Genomic DNA, 14,600 nt, shown 5'->3' with positions numbered 1-14,600 from the left:
CACGGGCAGCACCGGGTTAATCGTCGAGGCGCTCTTCCAGTTGGCGCACTTCTTGGGCGAGCTTGTCGAGGAACTGCATGCGGCGCATCAGGCGTTCGGCCTTGTCGCGCTCGCCCGGGGCGTCCCAGCAGGCGGCAAAGTCCTCGTTCAGCGTGTCCTGGGCGACCTTCAGGCGCTTCTTGAACACGGCCACGCCATCGAGGTCGGCTTCGTCCTGCAGTTCTTCGAGCTCTTCACGCCACTGCATCTGCTGCAACAGGAAGTCGGGGTCGTGGACCGTGACCTCCTGAGGCACTTCGTGGCCGCCGATGGCCAGCAGGTAGCGGGCGCGACGCGGCGCACTGCGCAGTGTCTGGTAGGCGTCGTTGAGGGCCGCGGACTTTTCCAGCGCCACGCGCTGCTCGCGCTCGGAGGCGTCGGCAAAGCGGTCGGGATGGACTTCGCGGGCCAGCTCGCGATAGCGAGTGGCCAGCTTGTCGAGATCCAGGCGGAAGCTTGGCTGGAGGTCAAACAATGCGAAATGACAAGGAGTACCCACAGCCAGCCTCAAACGTTGAAGCTTTCGCCGCAGCCACACTCACCGCGCACGTTGGGGTTGTTGAACTTGAAGCCTTCGTTCAACCCTTCCTTGACGAAGTCCAGTTCGGTGCCATCGAGGTAGACCAGGCTCTTGGGATCGATGATCACCTTGACGCCATGGTTCTCGAACACCTGGTCCTCGTCCGCCAGCTCGTCGACGAACTCCAGCACGTAGGCCAGGCCCGAGCAACCGGTGGTGCGCACGCCCAGGCGAATGCCTTCGCCCTTGCCGCGCCCTTCCAGGGAACGCCGCACGTGGTTGGCGGCGGCTTCTGTCATGCTGATAGCCATCAGGACTCCTTACCTCGCAACAGGCGACTTAGATCAAGCCTTTCTTCTGCTTGTAATCGCGAACGGCTGCCTTGATGGCATCTTCGGCGAGTACCGAGCAGTGGATCTTGACCGGCGGCAACGCCAGTTCTTCGGCCAGCTGGGTGTTCTTGATGGTTTCGGCTTCGTCCAGGGTCTTGCCCTTCATCCACTCGGTGGCGAGGGAGCTGGAAGCGATGGCCGAACCGCAGCCGTAGGTCTTGAACTTGGCGTCTTCGATCACGCCCTGCTCGTTGACCTTGATCTGCAGGCGCATCACGTCACCGCAGGCCGGGGCGCCGACCATGCCGGTACCGACGTCCGGGTCTTCGGCATTCATCTTGCCGACGTTGCGCGGGTTTTCGTAGTGGTCGATGACCTTTTCACTGTATGCCATGGTGCAATTCCTTCCTCATCAGGGAGCCGCTCTTGCCGGCGACTGCTTAGTGGGCGGCCCACTCGATCTTGGAGATGTCAACGCCGTCTTTGTACATGTCCCACAGCGGCGACAGCTCACGCAGTTTGTTCACGGCCTCGCAGACTTTCTGCGCGGCGTAGTCGACTTCTTCTTCGGTGGTGAAGCGGCCGAAGGAGAAGCGGATCGAGCTGTGCGCCAGCTCGTCATTGCGGCCCAGGGCGCGCAATACGTAGGACGGCTCGAGCGACGCGGAGGTGCAGGCCGAACCGGACGATACGGCGATATCCTTCAGCGACATCAGCAGCGATTCGCCTTCGACGTAGTTGAAGCTCAGGTTCAGGTTGTGCGGTACGCGGGCAGTCTTGCTGCCGTTGACGTACAGCTCTTCGAGGTCCGAGACCTGCTTGAAGAAGCGGTCGCTCAGGGCCTTGATGCGTACGTTTTCCGCGGCCATTTCCTGTTTGGCGATGGCGAAGGCTTCGCCCATGCCGACAATCTGGTGGGTCGGCAGGGTGCCCGAACGCATGCCGCGCTCATGGCCACCGCCGTGAATGATGGCTTCCAGGCGTACACGAGGCTTGCGGCTGACGTACAGTGCGCCGATGCCTTTCGGGCCGTAGACCTTGTGCGCCGAGAACGACATCAGGTCGACCTTCAGCTTTTGCAGGTCAATTTCGACCTTGCCGGCCGACTGCGCGGCGTCAACATGGAACAGCACGCCGCGCGAGCGGGTCAGTTCACCGATGGCGGCGATATCGTTGATCGAGCCAACTTCGTTGTTCACGTGCATCAGCGAAACCAGGATGGTGTCGTCGCGCAGCGCCGCCTCGACCATGGCCGGGGTGACGATGCCGTCTTCGCCTGGCTCGAGGTAGGTGACTTCGAAACCTTCACGCTCCAGCTGGCGAGCGGTATCCAGGACCGCCTTGTGCTCGATCTTGGAGGTGATGATGTGCTTGCCCTTGGTCTGATAGAAGTGCGCGACGCCCTTGAGTGCGAGGTTGTCGGACTCGGTGGCACCGCTGGTCCAGACGATTTCGCGCGGATCGGCGTTGATCAGTTCGGCAACCTGGCGGCGACCGTTCTCGACCGCTTCCTCGGCTTTCCAGCCAAAGACGTGGGAGCGCGAAGCCGGGTTACCGAAGTTCCCGTCGACCAGCAGGCAGTCGGCCATCTTCTGGGCCACGCGTGGGTCGACCGGGGTGGTCGCGGAGTAATCGAGGTAGATCGGCAACTTCATTTGTCTCTCCTATCAGGCGGTGGCGTCGCTCGTCGTCCCGGTGGGATCAATCGACGGCGGACGTCTCAATCTTGTCCAGCTGGGCGGTTCGGCCTGCGACACGACGCAGGTCCTGGCGCTGGGCGACTTCCTGCACCTCACGGCGCATGACGAGGTCGGCCAGGCTTATACCGCTGAGGAATTCATGGATCTGCTGGCTGAGGTCGCACCACAGGTGGTGGGTCAGGCAGGTATCACCGGCATGGCAGTCCCCGAGGCCCTGACAACGGGTGGCATCGACCGATTCGTTGACCGCATCGATGACCTGGGCCACCTGGATGGTTTCCATGCCCCGCGACAGCTGGTAGCCACCGCCTGGACCACGCACGCTGGAGACCAGGCTGCTGCGGCGCAGCTTGGCGAACAGCTGTTCCAGATAAGAGAGGGAAATGCCCTGGCGCTCGGAAATGTCGGCCAAAGACACCGGCCCATGCTGCGCGTGCAACGCCAGGTCGAGCATGGCGGTCACGGCGTATCGGCCTTTGGTAGTCAGTCGCATGGCTATTGGGTACCACGGGAGTTACAGGATGTGAGCGAGTATGCGATTCCCGAGCATTTAAGTCAACTATTAGACCTAGTGCTTTAGTCGGATTTGCATCGGGGAGGCGGGCGCGATTGTAGCAGACAGGGGGCGTGAGCACACGCCCCGTATGTCACCATGATTTCAGGGCGGCGCAATCAATGTGACTGAGTGTCGCGCTGAGCCACCTGGGCAACTTCCTTGAAGTCATCTTCCGGCAGGGCTGGCAGTTCCTTGGCGCAGTAATCACTGCCCATCTTGGTCAGGGCGCCGCACATGCCCTCCAGCCGTTCGTCGACTGCCTGCAGGTGGTCGAGCATCTGGCCGATGGCACGGGCCACCGGGTCGGGCATGTCGCCACTGACGCCGTAGGCATCGAAGCCAATCTTTTCAGCCATGGCCTTACGCTTGGCCTCGACCTCGTTGTCTTCGCTCTTGACGATGATTCGCCCGGGGATACCAACCGCCGTAGCCCCGGCCGGCACGGCTTTGGTCACCACCGCATTGGAACCGATCTTAGCCCCGGCGCCGACGGTGAACGGACCCAGCACCTTGGCCCCCGCCCCTACCACCACACCGTTTTCCAGGGTGGGGTGCCGCTTGCCTTTGTTCCAGCTGGTGCCGCCCAGGGTCACGCCCTGATAAAGGGTGACATCATCGCCGATCTCGGCGGTTTCACCGATGACGATACCCATACCGTGGTCAATGAAGAAGCGCCGTCCGATGGTGGCGCCGGGATGGATCTCGATGCCGGTCAGCCAGCGGCCGAAGTTCGATACCAGGCGGGCCAGCCACTTGAAATCACGCTTCCACAGGGCATTGCCCAGGCGGTGCAGCCAGATGGCGTGCATGCCTGGGTAGCAGGTCAGCACCTCAAAGGCGTTGCGTGCAGCCGGGTCACGGTGGAATACGCTTTGAATATCTTCACGCAGGCGTTCGAACATCTGTCAGTCCTTCCGTTTATGCGGCTCGCCCCGGACCACTTTCTGGGTCTCGGTCAGGATGCCGCGCAAAATGCTCATTTCCGAACGTTCGACCGCCACCCGCCCATACAGCCGGCGCAGGCGCGGCATCAGGTGCTTGGGCTTTTCGGGGTCGAGAAAGCCGATACCGACCAGGGTCTTCTCCAGGTGGTCGTAGAACAGCTCCATTTCGTCCATCGTCGCCAGCTCGCTGGCGTCAACCTTCTCGACTTTGCCCGGCACTGCACCGGCGGCAAGCCAGGCCATGCGCACCTCGTAGGAGAGCACCTGGACAGCGGCGGCCAGGTTCAGCGAGCTGAAGTCGGGGTTGGAGGGAATGTGCACGTGGAAGTGACATCGCTGCAGTTCTTCGTTGGTCAGGCCGGCGTGTTCACGCCCGAACACCAGGGCGATTTCCTCGCCACCGTTGGCATGCTCCACCGCCTTGGCCCCGCACTCGCGCGGGCCGATCAACGGCCAGGGGATGCTCCGCTCGCGGGCGCTGGTGCCCATTACCAGGTTGCAGCCGACCAACGCCTGCTCGAGGCTGTCGACCACTTGGGCATTGTCCAGCACATCGTCGGCACCCGAGGCTCGGGCACTGGCATCCACGGCGGGGAACTCTTTCGGCTGTACCAGCACCAGACGCGACAAGCCCATGTTTTTCATGGCACGCGCAGCGCCGCCGATGTTGCCGGGGTGGCTGGTATTGACCAGAACAACACGAATATTTTGCAGCAAGGTGTTGTGCTCACAGATGCAGGAATCAGGGCCTTCGATCTTACAGAACCGACAGACGTAACGCCATGAAAGCAAATGTGACACTTCTGCCGCCAAAGTTTTCTGCTAGAATGATCGGCTTTCTTCTTTAACATCTCCAGGTGACCCGCCCATGCAGCCTATGCTGAATATCGCCCTGCGCGCCGCTCGCAGCGCCAGTGAACTGATTTTCCGCTCCATCGAACGCCTGGATAGCATCAAGGTCGATGAGAAAGAGGCCAAGGACTACGTCTCCGAAGTCGATCGCGCCGCCGAGCAGAGCATCGTCAACGCCCTGCGCAAGGCCTACCCGAACCACTCCATCCAGGGCGAGGAAACCGGCCTGCACGCGGGTAGCGGCGAAGAAGGCAAGGATTACCTGTGGATCATCGACCCGCTGGACGGCACCACCAACTTCCTGCGCGGCATCCCGCACTTCGCGGTCAGCATCGCCTGCAAGTACCGTGGCCGCCTTGAGCACGCCGTGATCGTCGACCCGGTTCGCCAGGAAGAATTCACTGCCAGCCGCGGCCGTGGCGCCCAGCTCAATGGTCGCCGCCTGCGTGTCAGCTCGCGCACCAGCCTGGAAGGCGCGCTGCTGGGTACCGGCTTCCCGTTCCGTGACAGCCAGATGGCCGACCTGGACAACTACCTGGGCATGTTCCGCGCCCTGACTGGCCAGACCGCCGGTATCCGCCGCGCCGGCTCCGCCAGCCTGGACCTGGCCTACGTGGCCGCCGGCCGTTTTGACGCTTTCTGGGAGTCGGGCCTGTCCGAATGGGACATGGCGGCCGGCGTGCTGCTGATCCAGGAAGCGGGCGGCCTGGTGAGCGACTTCAACGGCGGCCATGACTTCCTCGAGAAGGGCCATATCGTTGCGGGCAACATCAAATGCTTCAAGGCCGTGCTGACCGCTATCCAGCCGCACCTGCCAGAGAACATGAAGCGCTAAGCGCGGATTGCTGGCAAAAAAAGCACCCCTCGGGGTGCTTTTTTATGCCTGTAACCATATCCCAAGACTTTCGCGATCCCTGTAGGAGCGGCCTTGTGTCGCGAAAGGGGTGCGAAGCGCCCCCAGAATCCGCGACCTATCAGAGATTGTCGGGGCTGCTTCGCACCCCTTTCGCGACACAAGGCCGTTCCTACAAAGAGCAGACCGCGCCGGGCCTTACTGCCCGGCTTCGCTCAGGATCAGCTTGCCATTCTTGTCCAGTGGAATGGTCGAACCGGGCTCGTGATCCATCTTCACCTGCCCGACCTTGTCGCCGATGGTGTACTTCACGTTGTAGCCCACCACCTTCTCACTGATATCGTTGACCGTATTGCAGCGGGTTTGCGTGGTGGTGTAGGTGTCACGCTCCTGCATGCCCTCCTGCACCTTGTTACCGGCATAACCACCACCGACCGCACCGGCAACGGTGGCGATCTTCTTGCCGCTACCACCACCGATCTGGTTACCCAGCAGGCCACCGGCAATGGCGCCCACCACGGTACCGGCGATTTGGTGCTGGTCCTTGACCGGCGCCTGACGCGTCACGGCGACGTCCTTGCAGACCTCACGGGGGGTTTTTACCTGTTGTTTGATCGGTTGCACGTCGGTGACCTGTGCATATTCAGGCCCCTTGTTGACCAAGCTGTAGGTCGCGACAGCACCTCCGGCAGTCACACCGACAGCACCCAGTACCGCACCCACAAGCATTGATTTGTTCACACGAACCTCCTGATCATCACCCGCGGGTCCGACCCGCCTTCTCCCAGCCTTGGAGTAAAAAAAAAGGCGCGAGTTCAACACTCGCGCCTTTTTGGCCGCCAAACGGCGTGGAGCACGCCTTATGGACGGTCGTCCACACCATCGGTCTTGGCGGGCGGGATCAGGTCTTCACTGCTCAGGTTCAGCCAGATCAGTACCACGTTGGCGATATAGATCGACGAATAGGTACCGGCCATGACGCCGATGAACAGTGCCAGCGAGAAGCCGAACAGGTTGTCGCCACCGAAGAACAGCAGCGCGGCAATGGCCAGCAAGGTCGAAACCGAGGTGGCGATGGTCCGCAGCAGGGTCTGGGTGGTGGAAACGTTGATGTTCTCGATCAGCGAGGCCTTGCGCATGACGCGGAAGTTCTCGCGCACCCGGTCGAACACGACGATGGTGTCGTTCAGCGAGTAGCCGATGATCGCCAGCACCGCTGCCAGCACCGTCAGGTCGAAGGTGATCTGGAAGAACGACAGGATACCCAGGGTCACCACCACGTCGTGGATCAGCGAGACGATCGCGCCCACGGCGAACTTCCACTGGAAGCGGAAGGCCAGGTAGATAAGGATGCCGCCCAGGGCCAGAAGCATGCCCATGCCACCCTGGTCGCGCAGCTCTTCACCCACCTGCGGACCAACGAACTCGACACGCTTGACCTTGGCCGGGTTGTCGCCGCCAGCCTTCTGCAGGGCTTCAGCTACCTTGTTGCCCAACTGCGGGTCATCACCCGGCATGCGCACCAGCAGGTCGGTGGTGGCACCGAAGCTCTGCACTACCGCCTCGTGGAAGCCGGAATTGACAAGCTCGGCACGCACCGCCTTGAGGTCGGCCGGGCGCTCGTAGGTCAGCTCGATCAGCGTACCGCCGGTGAAGTCCAGGCCGAAGTTCAGGCCCTTCTGCCACCAGCTGAACAGTGCCAGCACGGTGAGGAGCACGGTAACGGCGAACGCGACATTGCGCACGCCCATGAAGTTGATGGTTTTCATCGCAGCTCCCTCAAACCCACAGCTTCTTGATGTCACGCCCGCCGCAGGTCAGGTTGACCATTGCACGGGTCACCATGACGGCGGTGAACATCGAGGTGAAAATCCCGAGGGACATGGTGACCGCAAAGCCCTTGACCGGGCCGGTACCCATGGCGAACAGGATGCCGCCGACCAGCAGGCTGGTCAGGTTGGCGTCGATGATCGCGGTGTAGGCGCGGTTGAAGCCTTCATGAATGGCGCGTTGCACCGACATGCCGGCGTTCAGCTCTTCGCGGATACGCGAGAAGATCAGCACGTTGGCGTCCACCGCCATACCCATGGTCAACACGATACCGGCAATACCCGGCAGGGTCAGGGTAGCACCCAACAGCGACATCAGCGCCAGCAGCAGGACCATGTTGCCTGCCAGGGCGATGGTGGCGATCACACCGAAGGCGCGGTAGATGGCGATGATGAACAGCGAGACGAACAACATGCCCCACAGCGACGCATCGATACCCTTGGTGATGTTGTCGGCACCCAGGCTTGGGCCGATGGTACGCTCTTCTGCAAAGTACATCGGCGCAGCCAGGCCACCGGCACGCAGCAGCAGGGCCAGTTCGGACGATTCGCCCTGGCCGTTCAGGCCGGTGATGCGGAACTGGCTGCCCAGCGGCGACTGGATGGTCGCCAGGCTGATGATCTTCTTCTCTTCCTGGAAGCTCTGTACGGCAACGTCCTTCTCGACGCCGTCGACGGTCTGCTTGACGTAGCGGGTGACCGGCTTCTGCTCGATGAAGATCACCGCCATGCTGCGGCCGACGTTGCTGCGGGTAGCGCGGGTCATCAGCTCGCCACCGTGGCCATCCAGGCGGATGTTCACCTGCGGGCGACCTTGTTCGTCGAAGCTGGCCTGGGCGTCGGTCACCTGGTCACCAGTGATGATCAGGCCGCGCTCGACCGCGGCGGAGCGGCCGCCTTCACGGAACTCGAACACCTCGGTAGTGGCCTTGGACGCACCCGGCTCGGCACCGAAGCGGAACTCCAGGTTGGCGGTTTTACCCAGGATACGCTTGGCTTCGGCAGTGTCCTGCACGCCTGGCAGCTCGACCACGATGCGGTTGGCGCCCTGGCGCTGTACCAGCGGCTCGGCCACACCCAGCTCGTTGACCCGGTTGCGGACGGTGGTGAGGTTCTGCTTGATCGAGTATTCGCGGATCTCGGCGACTTTCGCCTGGGTCAGCGCCAGACGCAGCACGGCGAGCTCGTTGCGCTCGGTGGTGGTCAGGTCGAAGTCATTGAAATTCTTGCGGATCAGGACACGAGCCTGTTCGCGGGTAGCATCGTCAGCAAAGCCCAGCATGATGCCGCCATCCTGTTGAGGCAGGCTGCGGTAGCGGACGCGCTCTTTGCGCAGCAAGGTCTTGACCTCGCCTTCGTAGACTTTCATGCGGGCGTTCATGGCCTTGTCCATGTCCACTTCCAGCAGGAAGTGCACACCACCGGACAGGTCCAGGCCCAGCTTCATCGGGCTTGCGCCCAGGTTGCGCAGCCATTGCGGGGTAGTCTGGGCCAGGTTCAGGGCCACGACGTAATCATCGCCCAGTGCCTTGCGCACTACATCCTTGGCTGGTAGCTGGTCTTCCTGATTGGTCAGGCGGATCAGCCCGCTGCCCTTCTCACCCAGGCTCACGCCCTTGACGGCGATCTTGGCATCGCCCAGCGCCTTGCTGACGCGGTCGAGGTCGGCCTGGTTCACCTGCAGCGCCGAGCTGGCACCACTGATCTGTACCGCCGGATCATCCGGGTAGAGGTTGGGAGCGGAATAAATAAAACCGATCGCCAGTACCAGCACGATCAGTGCGTATTTCCACAGAGGGTATTTGTTCAGCATCACGCCGCCCGTTCAAGACGCGGGGCGCTTTGCGCGCCCCGACTGGAAAAATGAAACCGGTAACTCAGATAGCCTTGAGCGTACCTTTTGGCAGGGTGGCCGCGATGGCACCCTTCTGGAACTTCAGCTCGACGTTGTCGGAAACTTCCAGGACCACGAAATCATCGGAAACCTTGACGATCTTGCCAGCGATGCCGCCGTTGGTGACAACTTCGTCACCCTTCTGCAAGTTGCTCAGCAGGTTCTTCTGCTCTTTTGCACGCTTGGCCTGCGGGCGCCAGATCATCAGGTAGAAGATGACCAGGAAACCGACCAGGAAAATCCACTCGAAGCCGGTACCGGCTGGGCCGGCGGCAGGTGCAGCGGCGTCCGCGTAAGCGGCGGGGATCAAGAAGCTCATTGGGCACTCCTAATGTAATTTTCTAATAATGGATGCAGACAGTCAGTCCAAAGGCGGCACAGGAAGCCCGCGCTTGGCGTAGAAGGCGTCGACAAAGGCGGCCAATTTACCTTGTTGAATAGCCTCGCGTAAACCGGCCATCAAGCGCTGGTAATGGCGCAAGTTGTGGATGGTATTCAGCATGCTGCTCAGCATTTCGCCGCACTTGTCCAGGTGATGGAGATAGGCGCGGGAGAAGTTGGTGCAGGTGTAGCAGTCACAGGTCGGATCCAGCGGCGAATCATCGTGGCGATGGAACGCATTGCGAATCTTGATCACCCCTGTATCGACGAACAGATGACCGTTGCGCGCGTTACGCGTCGGCATCACGCAGTCGAACATGTCGACGCCGCGGCGCACACCCTCAACGAGATCTTCCGGTTTGCCTACCCCCATAAGGTAACGAGGTTTGTCAGCAGGCATCTGGCCCGGCAGGTAATCCAGCACCTTGATCATTTCGTGCTTGGGCTCGCCCACCGACAGACCGCCAATGGCCAGGCCGTCGAAGCCGATGTTTTCCAGGCCTTCCAGCGAGCGCATGCGCAGGTCCTGGTACATGCCGCCCTGGACGATACCAAACAGCGCCGCGGTGTTGTCGGCGTGGGCGTTCTTCGAGCGCTGGGCCCAGCGCAGCGACAGCTCCATGGACGCGCGCGCCACATCGTGCTCGGCCGGATACGGGGTACACTCGTCGAAGATCATCACCACGTCCGAGCCCAGGTCACGCTGCACCTGCATCGACTCTTCCGGGCCCATGAACACCTTGGCGCCATCGACCGGCGAGGCGAAGGTCACGCCTTCTTCCTTGATCTTGCGCATGGCGCCCAGGCTGAACACCTGGAAGCCACCGGAGTCGGTGAGGATCGGGCCTTTCCACTGCATGAAGTCGTGCAGACCGTTGTGCTTCTTGATCACCTCGGTGCCCGGGCGCAGCCACAGGTGGAAGGTGTTGCCCAGGATCATCTCGGCGCCGATGGCTTCGATGTCGCGCGGCAGCATGCCCTTGACCGTGCCATAGGTGCCCACCGGCATGAACGCCGGCGTTTCCACGGTGCCCCGTGGGAAGGTGATGCGGCCACGACGGGCCTTGCCGTCGGTGGCCAGCAGTTCGAAGGACATTCGACAGGTGCGACTCATGCTTGATCCTCGGGCCCGCGTGGCGCCGGATTGCGGGTGATGAACATGGCATCACCGTAACTGAAGAAGCGGTACCCCTGCTCGACCGCTGCCGCGTAGGCGGCCATGGTCTCGGGGTAGCCGGCGAAGGCCGAGACCAGCATCAGCAGCGTGGACTCCGGCAGGTGGAAATTGGTGACCAAGGCGTCGACCACATGGAACGGCCGGCCCGGGTAGATGAAGATGTCGGTATCGCCGCTGAAGGCCTTGAGCACGCCATCGCGCGCTGCGCTCTCCAGCGAACGCACGCTGGTGGTGCCGACTGCGATTACCCGGCCGCCACGGGCGCGGCAAGCCTCGATGGCATCGACCACCTCCTGGCTCACTTCAAGCCACTCTTTATGCATGTGGTGGTCTTCGATCTTGTCGACCCGCACCGGCTGGAAGGTGCCCGCGCCCACGTGCAAGGTGACGAAGGCACGCTCTACACCCTTGGCGGCAATCTTCTCCAGCAACGCCTCATCGAAGTGCAAGCCTGCGGTCGGTGCGGCGACTGCACCGGCTCGTTCGGCGTACACAGTCTGGTAGCGCTCACGGTCGGCGCCCTCGTCGGGGCGGTCGATGTACGGCGGCAGCGGCATGTGGCCGACACGGTCGAGCAGCGGCAGCACCTCTTCGGTGAAGCGCAGCTCGAACAGCGTGTCATGGCGTGCGACCATTTCGGCCTCGCCGCCGCCATCGATGAGGATGACCGCGCCTACCTTGGGCGCCTTGCTGGCGCGCACATGGGCCAGCACCCGATGGCTGTCGAGCACGCGCTCGACCAGCACTTCCAGCTTGCCGCCGGAAGCCTTCTGGCCGAACAACCGCGCCGGGATCACCCGGGTGTTGTTGAACACCATCAGGTCGCCGGGGCGCAGGTACTCGAGCAGATCGGGGAATTGCCGGTGCGCCAGCGCGCCGGTTGGCCCATCGAGCACCAGCAGACGGCTGCCATGGCGCTCGGCCAGCGGGTGGCGGGCGATCAGGGAATCGGGGAGTTCGAAGGAAAAATCGGCGACGCGCATGATGATGTTCGGTTCGGCAGGGCCGGGAAGTTTAGCCCAATGTGTGAAAATTGACCATGAAAGCCGATTGACCGACCAGCGGTGGCTCTCTATACTGCGCGCCACAAGCCCTGATGGCGGAATTGGTAGACGCGGCGGATTCAAAATCCGTTTTCGAAAGGAGTGGGAGTTCGAGTCTCCCTCGGGGCACCAAGATCCGGAAAAAACCGACCTTATGGTCGGTTTTTTTTTGCCCGTCCGGTCAGCGCCAGCGATCCAGCTGCCCCCGGGCACGGCTGCTGAAAATCGTCAGCAGCTCGCTCAATGTATGCGGTGACGGTTCGGCAGTGCGGGTGACCGCATACAAGGTAATCGGCAGCGCCGGGGCCAGCGGCCTGATCGCGGTCGCCCCAGGCGCCGCGCCAAGTGCGGTGAAGGGATCGATCACCGCCAGCCCAGCACCGGATTCGACCATCGCCCTGGCCAGTGAATAGGTTTGCACCGCAATGCTCACCCGTGGCGGCGGCTCCACCGCCTTGAGGTAGCTTTCGAGGCGCACCGACAGCGGGTCGGCGCTGGACAGCCCGATCATGGGCGCACCGGCCAGTGCCGCCAACGGCAGCGGCTTGCCTTCATCTTCCAGCGGCCAATAACCTGCCGGTGCCAATGCCACCAAAACCCCGCTGGCCAGCGCCTGAGCCTTGAGCGCAGGGTGATCTGGCTGTTGCAAGGTCAGGGCGACATCGATCTCCCGCATCAAAAGGTTCTGCACCAGTTCGCGACTGTGGGCGCTGGACAACTCGCAGGCGATATCCGGATAACGCTGGGTCCATTCATGAATGGCCGGCGGCAGCAGCGACAGGGCCAGTGCCGGGGTCGCACCGATCCGCAGGCTGTGGCCTGGCGCGCGACGCAGGCTTTGCGCCAGGCGTCGCACTCCTTGCAGACTCTCCGTTACCTTGTCGACCTCACGCTCCAGCTCCAGCGCTTCGGGCGTGGGCTGCAGCTTGCCGCGCACCCGCAGGAACAACGGGAAGCCCAGTTGCTGCTCGGCGTGCTGCAGAACCTTGGTCACGGCAGGTTGGGAAACGTGCAGCAACTGTGCGGCACCGCTGACCGAGCCGGTCTGGCGGATGGCCTGGAAAATCTCGATATGGCGAAGGCGCATGGCAAGTCCATAACCTTTGTTTATGGCTCAGCGATCTTTATTCATTTTTCGCCACCTGTCACCTGGCCCTAACCTCAGCCTCGTTCCAACAAAGAACAAGGACTGACATGGCTCAGCATGTATGCATCATCGGCGGTGGCGTCATTGGGCTGTCAACCGCTTATGCACTGGTACGCGACGGCTTTGACGTGACGCTGATCGAGGCTCGCGATTCGTTGGGCAGTGAAACCAGCTTCGCCAACGGCGGCCAGCTGTCCTATCGGTACGTGGCGCCCCTGGCCGACGCAGGTGTGCCATTGCAGGCCCTTGGCTGGATGCTGCGCGGTGAATCGCCGCTGCGATTGCGCCCGCGCTTCGATCGTGCCCAATGGCGCTGGGTGGCAGCATTCCTTGGTGCTTGCCGCTCCTCGGTCAACCGTGCCAACGCAGGCCACCTGTTGCGCCTAGCGCTGTTGAGCCAATCGACCTTGCAAACTTGGCGAGAAGAGGATGGCCTGGACGGTTTCAACTGGCGGCGCAACGGCAAGCTGGTCACCTTCCGCCAGGCCAGCAGCTTCGAACATGCGCGCAAGAACCTTGCCGCGCCCCAGCAACAACAGGTGCTGTCGCACGCCGACTGCACCCGTCTGGACCCGGCACTGGCAGAGGCGCCCTTTGTCGGCGCCATCTATACCCCGGATGAAGAAGTCGGCGACTGCCACAGCTTTTGCCAGCAACTGGCGGCGCACCTGCAGGCGTCGGGACGCTGCAAATTCCGCCTGGGCCAAGCGGTGTCCGCAATTCGCCATGCGCATGGCGTAGTGAATGCAATTGAACTGGACGACGAAGTGCTGCCGGTGGAGCAATTGGTCGTTGCAGCCGGCCATCGCAGTGCGTTGCTGGCACTGCCGGGCATCGACCTGCCGCTGTATCCACTCAAGGGCTATAGCCTGACATTACCGATCGGTGCACAGCACAAGGCGCCGGACCTGAGCATCACCGACTACGATCGCAAGATCGTCTACGCCCGGATTGGTGAACAGTTGCGGGTGGCGGCGATGGTCGACATTGTCGGTTTCGATCCGTCGCTGGACCCCAAGCGCCTGGCCCTGCTAAAACGCCAGGCCCGCGAAACCTTCGCCAATGCTGGTGACTACGACTACGCCATCGAATGGGCCGGCATGCGGCCGGCGACCCCCAGCGGCGTACCGCTGCTGGGCGCAACGGCGTACCGCAATCTGTGGCTGAACCTTGGCCATGGAGCGCTGGGCTTTACCCTGGCCTGCGCCAGCGCACGTCTGCTGAGTGAACTGATCGGCCAGCGCCGCCCCTCCATCGACCTGCAGGGTTTCACCGCCCGTGCGGCTGGTGGAAATAACCGTACTGCAGCACGTCTCTGATCCCCTCACCTACA

General features: G+C 62.3%; 16 protein-coding genes and 1 tRNA gene. 3 read left to right on the top strand and 14 right to left on the bottom strand.

The window, feature by feature from the left end; translation table 11 throughout:
* Positions 1-16 precede the first annotated feature (16 nt).
* From hscB to trmJ, 7 genes are all read right to left on the bottom strand, one after another.
* Positions 17-538, bottom strand: coding sequence for a co-chaperone HscB (gene hscB / locus GYA95_RS00765; RefSeq protein ID WP_015269012.1), 522 nt, complete (start codon positions 536-538; stop codon positions 17-19).
* A gap of 8 nt (positions 539-546) precedes the next feature.
* Entirely contained in the window at positions 547-870 is a 324-nt protein-coding gene (gene iscA, locus GYA95_RS00760; RefSeq protein ID WP_003257854.1) for an iron-sulfur cluster assembly protein IscA, read from the bottom strand.
* Positions 871-898: 28 nt separating this feature from the next.
* Entirely contained in the window at positions 899-1,285 is a 387-nt protein-coding gene (gene iscU / locus GYA95_RS00755) for a Fe-S cluster assembly scaffold IscU (protein WP_003248539.1), read from the bottom strand.
* 46 nt (positions 1,286-1,331) lie between these two features.
* On the bottom strand, positions 1,332-2,546 hold the full coding sequence (locus GYA95_RS00750; RefSeq protein WP_013971017.1) for an IscS subfamily cysteine desulfurase: 1,215 nt from the start codon (positions 2,544-2,546) through the stop codon (positions 1,332-1,334).
* A gap of 46 nt (positions 2,547-2,592) precedes the next feature.
* Positions 2,593-3,084 carry a Fe-S cluster assembly transcriptional regulator IscR gene (gene iscR, locus GYA95_RS00745; RefSeq protein ID WP_008092572.1) on the bottom strand — a complete coding sequence of 164 codons (492 nt, stop codon included), beginning with the start codon at positions 3,082-3,084 and terminating at the stop codon, positions 2,593-2,595.
* 179 nt (positions 3,085-3,263) lie between these two features.
* Positions 3,264-4,049: a serine O-acetyltransferase gene (cysE, locus tag GYA95_RS00740; protein WP_013971015.1), complete on the bottom strand. Its 786-nt coding sequence runs from the start codon at positions 4,047-4,049 to the stop codon at positions 3,264-3,266.
* A 3-nt stretch (positions 4,050-4,052) separates the two neighbouring features.
* The gene (gene trmJ / locus GYA95_RS00735) at positions 4,053-4,808 is read right to left on the bottom strand and encodes a tRNA (cytosine(32)/uridine(32)-2'-O)-methyltransferase TrmJ (RefSeq protein ID WP_015269011.1); all 756 of its coding nucleotides are present in this window, start codon (positions 4,806-4,808) and stop codon (positions 4,053-4,055) included.
* A gap of 151 nt (positions 4,809-4,959) precedes the next feature.
* Between trmJ and suhB the strand changes: the two genes are divergently transcribed.
* Positions 4,960-5,778, top strand: coding sequence for a type III secretion system regulator SuhB (gene suhB, locus GYA95_RS00730; protein ID WP_003257850.1), 819 nt, complete (start codon positions 4,960-4,962; stop codon positions 5,776-5,778).
* 216 nt (positions 5,779-5,994) lie between these two features.
* Here the strand turns inward: suhB and GYA95_RS00725 are convergent, their stop codons facing one another.
* The 6 genes from GYA95_RS00725 to queA all read right to left on the bottom strand — a co-directional run bounded on the left by GYA95_RS00725 (position 5,995) and on the right by queA (position 12,060).
* A complete protein-coding gene (locus tag GYA95_RS00725; RefSeq protein WP_013971012.1) occupies positions 5,995-6,537 on the bottom strand; it encodes a glycine zipper 2TM domain-containing protein in 543 nt (180 codons plus the stop codon).
* Positions 6,538-6,656: 119 nt separating this feature from the next.
* Positions 6,657-7,565 (bottom strand): protein translocase subunit SecF, encoded by a 909-nt coding sequence (secF, locus tag GYA95_RS00720; RefSeq protein WP_013971011.1) that lies wholly within the window; start codon positions 7,563-7,565, stop codon positions 6,657-6,659.
* 10 nt (positions 7,566-7,575) lie between these two features.
* Positions 7,576-9,438: a protein translocase subunit SecD gene (secD, locus tag GYA95_RS00715; RefSeq protein ID WP_015269010.1), complete on the bottom strand. Its 1,863-nt coding sequence runs from the start codon at positions 9,436-9,438 to the stop codon at positions 7,576-7,578.
* A gap of 64 nt (positions 9,439-9,502) precedes the next feature.
* Positions 9,503-9,838 (bottom strand): preprotein translocase subunit YajC, encoded by a 336-nt coding sequence (yajC, locus tag GYA95_RS00710; RefSeq protein WP_003259111.1) that lies wholly within the window; start codon positions 9,836-9,838, stop codon positions 9,503-9,505.
* A gap of 42 nt (positions 9,839-9,880) precedes the next feature.
* Complete coding sequence (tgt, locus tag GYA95_RS00705; protein ID WP_013971009.1) at positions 9,881-10,996, bottom strand: tRNA guanosine(34) transglycosylase Tgt; 1,116 nt, start codon at positions 10,994-10,996, stop codon at positions 9,881-9,883.
* Positions 10,997-11,010: 14 nt separating this feature from the next.
* The gene (queA, locus tag GYA95_RS00700) at positions 11,011-12,060 is read right to left on the bottom strand and encodes a tRNA preQ1(34) S-adenosylmethionine ribosyltransferase-isomerase QueA (protein WP_013971008.1); all 1,050 of its coding nucleotides are present in this window, start codon (positions 12,058-12,060) and stop codon (positions 11,011-11,013) included.
* Between the two features lie 107 nt (positions 12,061-12,167).
* Here queA and GYA95_RS00695 point away from each other — a divergent pair.
* Positions 12,168-12,252, top strand: a tRNA-Leu gene (locus tag GYA95_RS00695).
* Positions 12,253-12,301: 49 nt separating this feature from the next.
* On the opposite strand, the gene GYA95_RS00690 is transcribed toward GYA95_RS00695, so the two are convergent.
* On the bottom strand, positions 12,302-13,207 hold the full coding sequence (locus GYA95_RS00690) for a LysR family transcriptional regulator (protein ID WP_015269009.1): 906 nt from the start codon (positions 13,205-13,207) through the stop codon (positions 12,302-12,304).
* A gap of 107 nt (positions 13,208-13,314) precedes the next feature.
* Between GYA95_RS00690 and GYA95_RS00685 the strand changes: the two genes are divergently transcribed.
* Positions 13,315-14,586, top strand: a complete 1,272-nt coding sequence (locus GYA95_RS00685) for a D-amino acid dehydrogenase (RefSeq protein ID WP_161551226.1) — start codon at positions 13,315-13,317, stop codon at positions 14,584-14,586.
* The last annotated feature ends 14 nt before the right edge of the window (positions 14,587-14,600 follow it).

It is taken from the genome of Pseudomonas asiatica (genome assembly GCF_009932335.1).
Lineage (GTDB): Bacteria > Pseudomonadota > Gammaproteobacteria > Pseudomonadales > Pseudomonadaceae > Aquipseudomonas > Aquipseudomonas asiatica.
Note: the sequence above shows the minus strand (reverse complement) of the source record. Positions and strands in the feature narration are given on the sequence as shown.